At 37.6% G+C, this 7,464-nt stretch carries 6 protein-coding genes and 2 tRNA genes; 1 reads left to right on the top strand and 7 read right to left on the bottom strand.

Features of this window, described 5'->3' with window-relative positions:
• Nucleotides 1-100: 100 nt before the first annotated feature.
• The gene (locus tag AB1422_14115) at nt 101-244 is read left to right on the top strand and encodes a hypothetical protein (protein MEW6620446.1); all 144 of its coding nucleotides are present in this window, start codon (nt 101-103) and stop codon (nt 242-244) included.
• 130 nt (nt 245-374) lie between these two features.
• Here AB1422_14115 and AB1422_14110 read toward each other — a convergent pair whose 3' ends face one another.
• The 7 genes from AB1422_14110 to aspS form a co-directional block, all read right to left on the bottom strand.
• Complete coding sequence (locus tag AB1422_14110) at nt 375-1,301, bottom strand: Rpn family recombination-promoting nuclease/putative transposase (GenBank protein ID MEW6620445.1); 927 nt, start codon at nt 1,299-1,301, stop codon at nt 375-377.
• Nucleotides 1,302-1,458: 157 nt separating this feature from the next.
• Nucleotides 1,459-1,537 (bottom strand) — tRNA-Asp (locus AB1422_14105).
• 48 nt (nt 1,538-1,585) lie between these two features.
• A tRNA-Val gene (locus AB1422_14100) sits at nt 1,586-1,660 on the bottom strand.
• A 117-nt stretch (nt 1,661-1,777) separates the two neighbouring features.
• Complete coding sequence (gene purN, locus AB1422_14095; protein ID MEW6620444.1) at nt 1,778-2,389, bottom strand: phosphoribosylglycinamide formyltransferase; 612 nt, start codon at nt 2,387-2,389, stop codon at nt 1,778-1,780.
• On the bottom strand, nt 2,382-3,794 hold the full coding sequence (gene gltX, locus AB1422_14090) for a glutamate--tRNA ligase (protein MEW6620443.1): 1,413 nt from the start codon (nt 3,792-3,794) through the stop codon (nt 2,382-2,384). Before gltX ends, purN begins: the two co-directional genes overlap by 8 nt.
• A 27-nt stretch (nt 3,795-3,821) precedes the next feature.
• Entirely contained in the window at nt 3,822-5,285 is a 1,464-nt protein-coding gene (gene glgA, locus AB1422_14085; GenBank protein ID MEW6620442.1) for a glycogen synthase GlgA, read from the bottom strand.
• A 61-nt stretch (nt 5,286-5,346) separates the two neighbouring features.
• Complete coding sequence (gene aspS, locus AB1422_14080; GenBank protein MEW6620441.1) at nt 5,347-7,104, bottom strand: aspartate--tRNA ligase; 1,758 nt, start codon at nt 7,102-7,104, stop codon at nt 5,347-5,349.
• Nucleotides 7,105-7,464: the final 360 nt, after the last annotated feature.

The following is a 7,464-nucleotide window of genomic DNA, read 5'->3' as shown; positions in this document are numbered from 1 at the left end:
AGTAAGCGTTCAGGTGGTGTAACAAAAGGAGATGTGGAGATTAAGGAGATAGGGAGATATTATTAAAAAAATTGAAATTAATAGAAACTAATAGAAATTTATGGAAATTTGTTGTTTTCCACAATCAATTTCTACCTATTTCTATAAATTTCAATCTATTTCTATTATCTTATCTCCATATCACTCTTATCTCCTTATCCCCTTTCTTACACTTTTGATATATAGCCTGAACGGTTACAATTAATTTTCAAGCTAATCTTCCGTAGGTTCAAACCCATGGCTACGATTCCTTTGCACCTTCGGTGCATATAACAACCTGCTTTGCTGTCTCTTAACTAATTTTTCTGCTTTGTAAGACTTTTTACCTCAACATCTTAATTGATAAGCCGTTTCAACTCATCAAGTGACAATTTTGTTGCTTCAGCAATTAGCTCTAAATCAACTCCCTTACTATACAAATACTTAGCAGTCTCTACCGCTTTATTATACGCACCCTGCTGTAATCCCTGCTGTAATCCTTGCTGTAATCCCTGCTCTCTTAATTTCACAGCTGTAGTCATTGCTACCTCACCTCCTTTTTCAGAAACACTTTTAACCGCCTCTATCACCTCTTCTGGCTTAATCTCTGTGCTACTATAAATATACCGAATTACCCCTTCTAAAAACTTTAACCCTCGTTCCTCTTCATAATACATCTTCCCTATCGCAAAAAATCCCTCTATATGCTCCCTCAATCTCTTCTTATCAAAGATATTCTTCAATACCAATAATGAAACCTTTAAGGCTTCATTTATAAATACCCTCCCTTTTAACTCCTCATCACTATAACAGGATAAATCGGTCAATAAATAATTAAACTCGGGTAAATATCCCTTCAATACCTCATCTATTCCCTCAAAATAATCACTCAACTTTCTTAATTCCCACCTCTGCTTACCATGATAAAAGATAAGCGGAACTATGGGAATTAACTGTTCTTTCTGCTTGATATTCCTCTCCCATATCTTCAGCATATACCTGAGAAGCTGTAAATGTGGATATTTCACTGGCTTACTCTTATGCTCAAATAAAAGTGAAATCTTGATATTGACCTTGCCACTGTAGAGACAATTATAAACTATATCCGCGAAATTCTCCTTTAGTTCCTCATCGATATAAGAATTATTATCTAACACTAGGGTTGATAGGTCAAGATTTTTCTTCAACTCCTCAGGTAAAGTAGAGTTGATGAAATCAACAACTCTTTCTTTATCAGAAAAGACCTCTTTAAAGAAGACATCATGAGGATTGGATATTTTCATTGCTACCTCCTCTTTATTTCAATCTCTATTATAGAAGATGCGGCTAAAAAAGTCAAGGTTTTTTGTGAGCAAGGTTGGTTCGTCTCTGTGTCTCTGTGGTGAGGTGAATGGTTACAAAAAAAGATATTTGTTTGCCGAAATTATTCAAACTAACGACTGGCGGGGTCGACGGGATTTGAACCCGCGATCTCCAGTGTGACAGACTGGTGTGTTAGACCATGCTACACCACGACCCCATTGTTTGATAAGTGGTAATTGGTAACTATTCACCAGTTACCAGAAAGTGGTGGGCGAAACAGGTTTCGAACCTGTGACCCCTTGCGTGTAAAGCAAGTGCTCTCCCGCTGAGCTATTCGCCCACTATTGTAAATAGTTAGTAGAGAGTAGTCAGTAGTCAGTAGAGAGTAGAGTTTGATATCTTCGTCAAACTACTCTCTACTCTCCATTATGCCATAAAATCTCTAAATCGTCAAGTATTATTTTTGTTTTATCCTTACTTTTCTCCCAATAATCTCTAATTTTCCCTCAGCATAAAGCTGGATAGCCTGCGGATAAATCTTATGTTCTTGTTCTAAAATTCGAGCAGATAAAGTTTCTTCGGTATCATCATTTTCAACATTCACAGCGGCTTGTAAAATTATCGGTCCTGTATCACAGCCTTCCTCAACAAAATGTACTGTTGCACCCGAAATCTTTACACCATAATCTATTGCCTGTCGCTGTCCGTGTAATCCAAGGAAAGATGGAAGTAACGCCGGGTGAATGTTCATAATTTTGTTTTTGTAAGCATTAACAAAATAAGGGGTGATAATTCGCATAAATCCCGCCAGGACTACTAATTCAATATTCTCTTCCTGTAAAACCTCAACTACCTTTCGGTCATAATCCTCTCTGCTAAATCCTTTTGGGTCAAGGAAAAGTGTTTTAATTCCATACTTTTGTGCCCGAATCAAGGCATAGGCATCTTTGTTATCACTAATGACTATGGCAATATCAGCCGAAAGATTCCCTAACTCAACGGCGTCAATAATCGCCTGTAAATTAGACCCTCTACCTGAGGCTAAAATTCCTATCTTCAATTTATCCATTTTCCCACCTTCTTTTAATGAGTCTTTCCTGGACTTTTTCTTTTCCTAATAAAGCGACTACTTCAAACAATCCTGGACTAACTTTATCTCCAGTTAATGCTACTCGTAAAGGATGGATGATGTCTGAGGCTTTTATTTTTAGCTGGTCGGCTAATTCACGAATAGTTTTCTCAATAGAATTCGTATCAAACGGTTCTAATTGAACCAATCTATCTTTTACCTGTTCTAAAATTTGACGGACGCCGTCTTTCATCAGGATTTGCTCAACGGCAGATGGGTGATATTTAGGGCTGTTCACAAAGAAAAATTCTGCTTGTTTAACAAAATCTGAAAGTGTCTTTATCCGTTCCTGAAAAAGTCTTACTATCTCTTTAAATTTCAAATTTCGAATTTCAAATTTCGAATTTCGAATTTTATTTAAGTATTCCCAACATAACACGGTCAGTGAATCTATATCTAATCTTCTGATATATTCCCCATTTAACCAGCGTAGTTTTTCTAAATCAAAGATAGCGGGGTTTTTACTGACACGGTCTATGGAGAATTTTATTAATAATTCTTCTTTAGAAAAGATTTGCTGACTTTGCGGCGTTGACCAACCTAAAAGGGCGAGATAATTCATAAGTGCCTCTGGCAAATAGCCTTCTTGCCGGTAATGTTCAATCGCAACATCTCCATGTCGTTTACTCAATGGCGTTTTATCCAATCCCAAAATCAAGGGTAGATGAGCAAATACTGGTATTTTAAATCCTAATGCTTGATATAATAAAATCTGGCGGGGGGTGTTAGAAATATGGTCTTCACCACGAATGACATGGGTAATCTCCATCAAGGCATCATCTATGATGCAGGCAAAATTATAAGTTGGCATCCCATCTGATTTAAAAATGATAAAATCACCAAACAAGGCATTATCAAAAGACACTTTACCTCGAATTAAATCATTTACTTGAGTTAGTCCAGATGGCGATTTAAATCTAATCGTGGGTTTTCTGCCAGAAGATTCATATTCCTGACGCTGAGTTGGGGACAGGTTTCTACACCGACCATCATATCCTGGCGCCTCCCCAGTTGCCTTTTTACGAAGAATCTCTAATTCAGATGGGGAACAATAACAATAATATGCTTGATTATCCTGTAATAATTTCTTTGCATACTCTTGATAGATATGGGTTCTTTGGGATTGAAAATAAGGTCCCTCATCCCAGGTGATGCCAAGCCACTTCAGACTGTCGAGGATGGCATTTACACTCTCATCAGTTGACCGTTTAACATCCGTATCTTCTATGCGTAAAATGAATTTACCCTGCTGTTGTTTAACAAAAAGCCAATTAAAAAGAGCTGTTCTGGCGCCTCCAAGATGCAAATATCCTGTTGGTGCCGGAGCAAATCTTACTCGAACCATTTTCTCTATACCCTTGTTCTATTTTTTTTATTTCTGCATTGCTTTTTCATACAATTCAATATATTCTTTTGCCGAGTATTCCCAGGAGAAATCCACACTCATACCATTTAAAATCAATCTTCTCCAGGATTCTTTATCGTTACAAAAAACATTTACTGCTTCTTTGATGATTGAAAGTAATGCCTCAGATGTATATTCCTCGAAGACAAAACCATTTCCTATTTTGCGTTGCGGGTCAAAATTAGTAATTGTATCTTTCAAACCACCCGTTGCCCGAACAATAGGGATGGTGCCGTATCTAAGGCTAATAAGTTGTCCTAAACCACAGGGTTCATATTTAGATGGCATTAAAAACATATCTGCACCAGCATATATTTTCTTGGCTAACGGTGGGTCAAATGTGAGATGAATGCTTGCTTTATCTGGATATTTCTCTTTAATTTCTTCCATTTTTATATGGTATTTCGCATCACCTGTGCCTAACAACACAAACTGGATATTCAACGCCATCAATTCATCCAGTATCTCAGCTAAAATATCCAGTCCTTTTTGTGGGGCTAATCTTGTAATCATCCCTATTAATGGAACTTCACTATCAACGGGTAAATTATTTTCTTGCTGAAGTGTTTTTTTATTCTTCGCTTTCCGACTAATCGTATTAATATCGTAACCTAATGTAATTTCTTTATCCATAGTCGGGTCCCATTCTTGATAATCTAAACCATTAACTACACCATAAAGATTATCCTTTCTTTCGATTAATACTCCCTCCAGTCCACAACCATATTCTGTCGTCATTATCTCCTGAGCATAACCTTTACTAACGGTACTTAACATATCTGCATCGATCAAAGCCCCTTTCAGGATATTTAACTTATCCCAGAATTCTAACCTATCCGGGGTGAACAATTTTTTATCCAGACCTGTTATTGGAAATTCATCTTTGGAAAATATACCTTGATAGGCTAAATTATGAATAGTAAAGATGGTTTTTACCCCTTCAAAAAACGGGTCATCCTGATACAATGTTTTTAAATACACCGGAATTAATCCTGTCTGCCAATCATGACAATGGATAACTTGCGGTTTATATTCTATCGTTTTAAGTAATTCTAATGTTCCACCACAAAAGAAAGTAAATCTCTCAAGATTATCTTTATAATCCCCTTCTTCAGTTGTCCCATAAAGTCCATCACGGTTATAATATTCATGTTCAAGGAAATAAACAGTAATCACTCCTGCGACCTTGGTGGAGAAAATTTTTGCTTTCTGAAGAGTCTCACCTACCTTAAAGGTTACTTCCTTATCAATATCTAACAGGTTAAATTCAGACTCTTCCACCATTTTATATTTGGGCAGGACAATTCGCACCTCACATCCTAATTTAGTTAATGCTAATGGCAGAGATCCAACAACATCAGCTAATCCACCTGTTTTAGCAAATGGAACTACCTCTGGTGAAACCATTATTACTTTTAATTTCGGTTTCATTTTCTTTCACTCCTTTTTTAAAGTTTTAATAAATATACCATAGACAAAAATAAAAGTCAAGTTATTCGTGGGGTCTGACTTCAATACTTAATTCTTTCAACTGTTTATTGGATACTTCAAATGGGGCATCGGTCATCAAACAGGTAGCACTTTGTGTTTTAGGGAAGGCAATTACCTCGCGGATTGAGTCAGCACCAACCATTAACCGTAATAATCTATCCAATCCAAAGGCAATCCCGCCGTGTGGCGGGGCGCCATATTCTAATGCCTCTAATAAAAAGCCAAATTTCTCTTTTGCTTCATTTTCTTCTATCTTCAATAATTTGAATACCCGCTCTTGAATATCCCGGCGATGAATCCTGATTGAACCACCACCTATCTCTATCCCATTTAAAACCAGGTCATAAGCCCTTGCACGAACCTGGCCAGGATTAGTCTCGATTAATGGATAGTCTTCTTCCTTTGGTGAGGTAAATGGATGATGGACGGCGACATATCTTTTTTCTTCATCATCATATTCAACTAATGGGGCATCGACTACCCAGATAAAATTAAATTCTTGAGGAATTAAATTAAATTTATCTGCCAGATGTAATCTCAAATTAGCCAGACTATCGGCAACAACCTTTGGAGTATCTGCGACAAATAACAGGAAATCATCCGTATCTGCTTTAAATCGGTCAATAATCGCCATCTGTTCTTCTTCACTGAAAAACTTAGCAATTGATGATTCCAGCGTTTTTTCTTTGACCTTAAACCAGGCAAGTCCTTTTGCTCGATAGATACTGACAAAAGAGGTCAAAAAGTCCAGGTCAGTTCTTGAAAAATCAGGTTTTGGAACTTTAATTCCTTTGACCTGCCCTTTCCCAGCAACGGTTTTTGAAAAAACCTGGAATTTACTCTTCTTAGCCAGATCAGTAATATCCACTAACTCTAAGCCAAAGCGAACATCCGGACTATCCTTGCCATATTTATCCATCGCCTCTTTAAAGGTAATTCTTTTAAAGGGAATTGGGACATCTAAATCAAGTCCAACTTTAAATATCGTGGCAATAAACCCTTCGATGACCTCAAAAACATCCTCTTCATCAATAAACGACATTTCTATATCAACCTGCGTAAATTCTGGTTGGCGGTCTGCCCGCAGGTCTTCATCACGAAAACATTTGGCAATCTGAAAATATTTATCATATCCGGCACACATTAGAATTTGTTTAAATAGTTGTGGGGATTGAGGTAAGGCATAAAACTTACCTGGATTGACACGACTGGGAACTAAATAATCCCGTGCCCCTTCTGGTGTGCTTTTAATGAGCATTGGTGTTTCTACCTCAATAAATCCTTGCTCATCAAGATATTTTCGAGTTGCCTGATATATTTTATGTCTCAGAATAAGGTTTTTTTGTAAAGAAGGTCTGCGCAGGTCTAAAAATCTATATTTTAATCTTGTATCTTCTGAGACATTTATCGTCTCATCGATTAAAAAAGGTGGTGTTTTAGAAGGATTAATAATCTCAAGATGATTGGCAATAACCTCAATCTCACCCGTAGGTAAATTAGGGTTCGCCGTGCCTTTAGGTCTTGGTCTGACATAGCCATGGATGCCAATGACAAATTCAGGTCTTAGGTTATGAGCCTGGGCATGAGAAATCTCATCTATTTCAGGATTAAATACAATTTGAGTAATTCCTTCGCGGTCTCGCAGGTCAATAAATATCAATCCGCCGTGGTCCCGTCGACGGTTGACCCAGCCAAGCAATGTAACCTGTTTATTTTCATCTTTAAGTCGTAATTCGCCATTAGTATGAGTTCTTTTCATATAGATTACTCCCTTATTTTTTCGTAGCTATTCAGCCACAGATGGACACGGATGAAACTGTAGAAGTAAAAACTTAAAGAGATGGATGTTTATCCTGAAAATCGGGACTCGGGACTCGGGGTTCGGGACTCGGGAAGGCTGGTAGCCGCAGGCTTCAGCCTGATTTCACCTGAACCATCAAACCATCCAACCCATTTTCATCTTCCTTTGTGTCCACTCTCTGTGGGCATGAACGTTTCCCCTGAAAATAGCGAATTAGTGAATTAGAGATTAGCGAATTAGTATAGTATCCACAGACTCGTATCCTCTGGTTTAGAACACATATTCCCCCTTAATAAAGGGGGTTAGGGGGTTGTCCTT

The sequence above is a fragment of the bacterium genome (genome assembly GCA_040757115.1).
Classification (GTDB): domain Bacteria; phylum UBA9089; class CG2-30-40-21; order CG2-30-40-21; family SBAY01; genus JBFLXS01.
This window is presented reverse-complemented; position numbering and strand designations above follow the sequence as displayed.

What these genes read in the sequence shown, in the direction of transcription:
- aspS (MEW6620441.1), bottom strand. Translation starts at nt 7,104, where the DNA reads ATGAAAAGAACTCATACTAATGGCGAATTACGACTTAAAGATGAAAAT.
- AB1422_14110 (MEW6620445.1), bottom strand. Translation starts at nt 1,301, where the DNA reads ATGAAAATATCCAATCCTCATGATGTCTTCTTTAAAGAGGTCTTTTCT.
- purN (MEW6620444.1), bottom strand. Translation starts at nt 2,389, where the DNA reads ATGGATAAATTGAAGATAGGAATTTTAGCCTCAGGTAGAGGGTCTAAT.
- AB1422_14115 (MEW6620446.1), top strand. Translation starts at nt 101, where the DNA reads ATGGAAATTTGTTGTTTTCCACAATCAATTTCTACCTATTTCTATAAA.
- gltX (MEW6620443.1), bottom strand. Translation starts at nt 3,794, where the DNA reads ATGGTTCGAGTAAGATTTGCTCCGGCACCAACAGGATATTTGCATCTT.
- glgA (MEW6620442.1), bottom strand. Translation starts at nt 5,285, where the DNA reads ATGAAACCGAAATTAAAAGTAATAATGGTTTCACCAGAGGTAGTTCCA.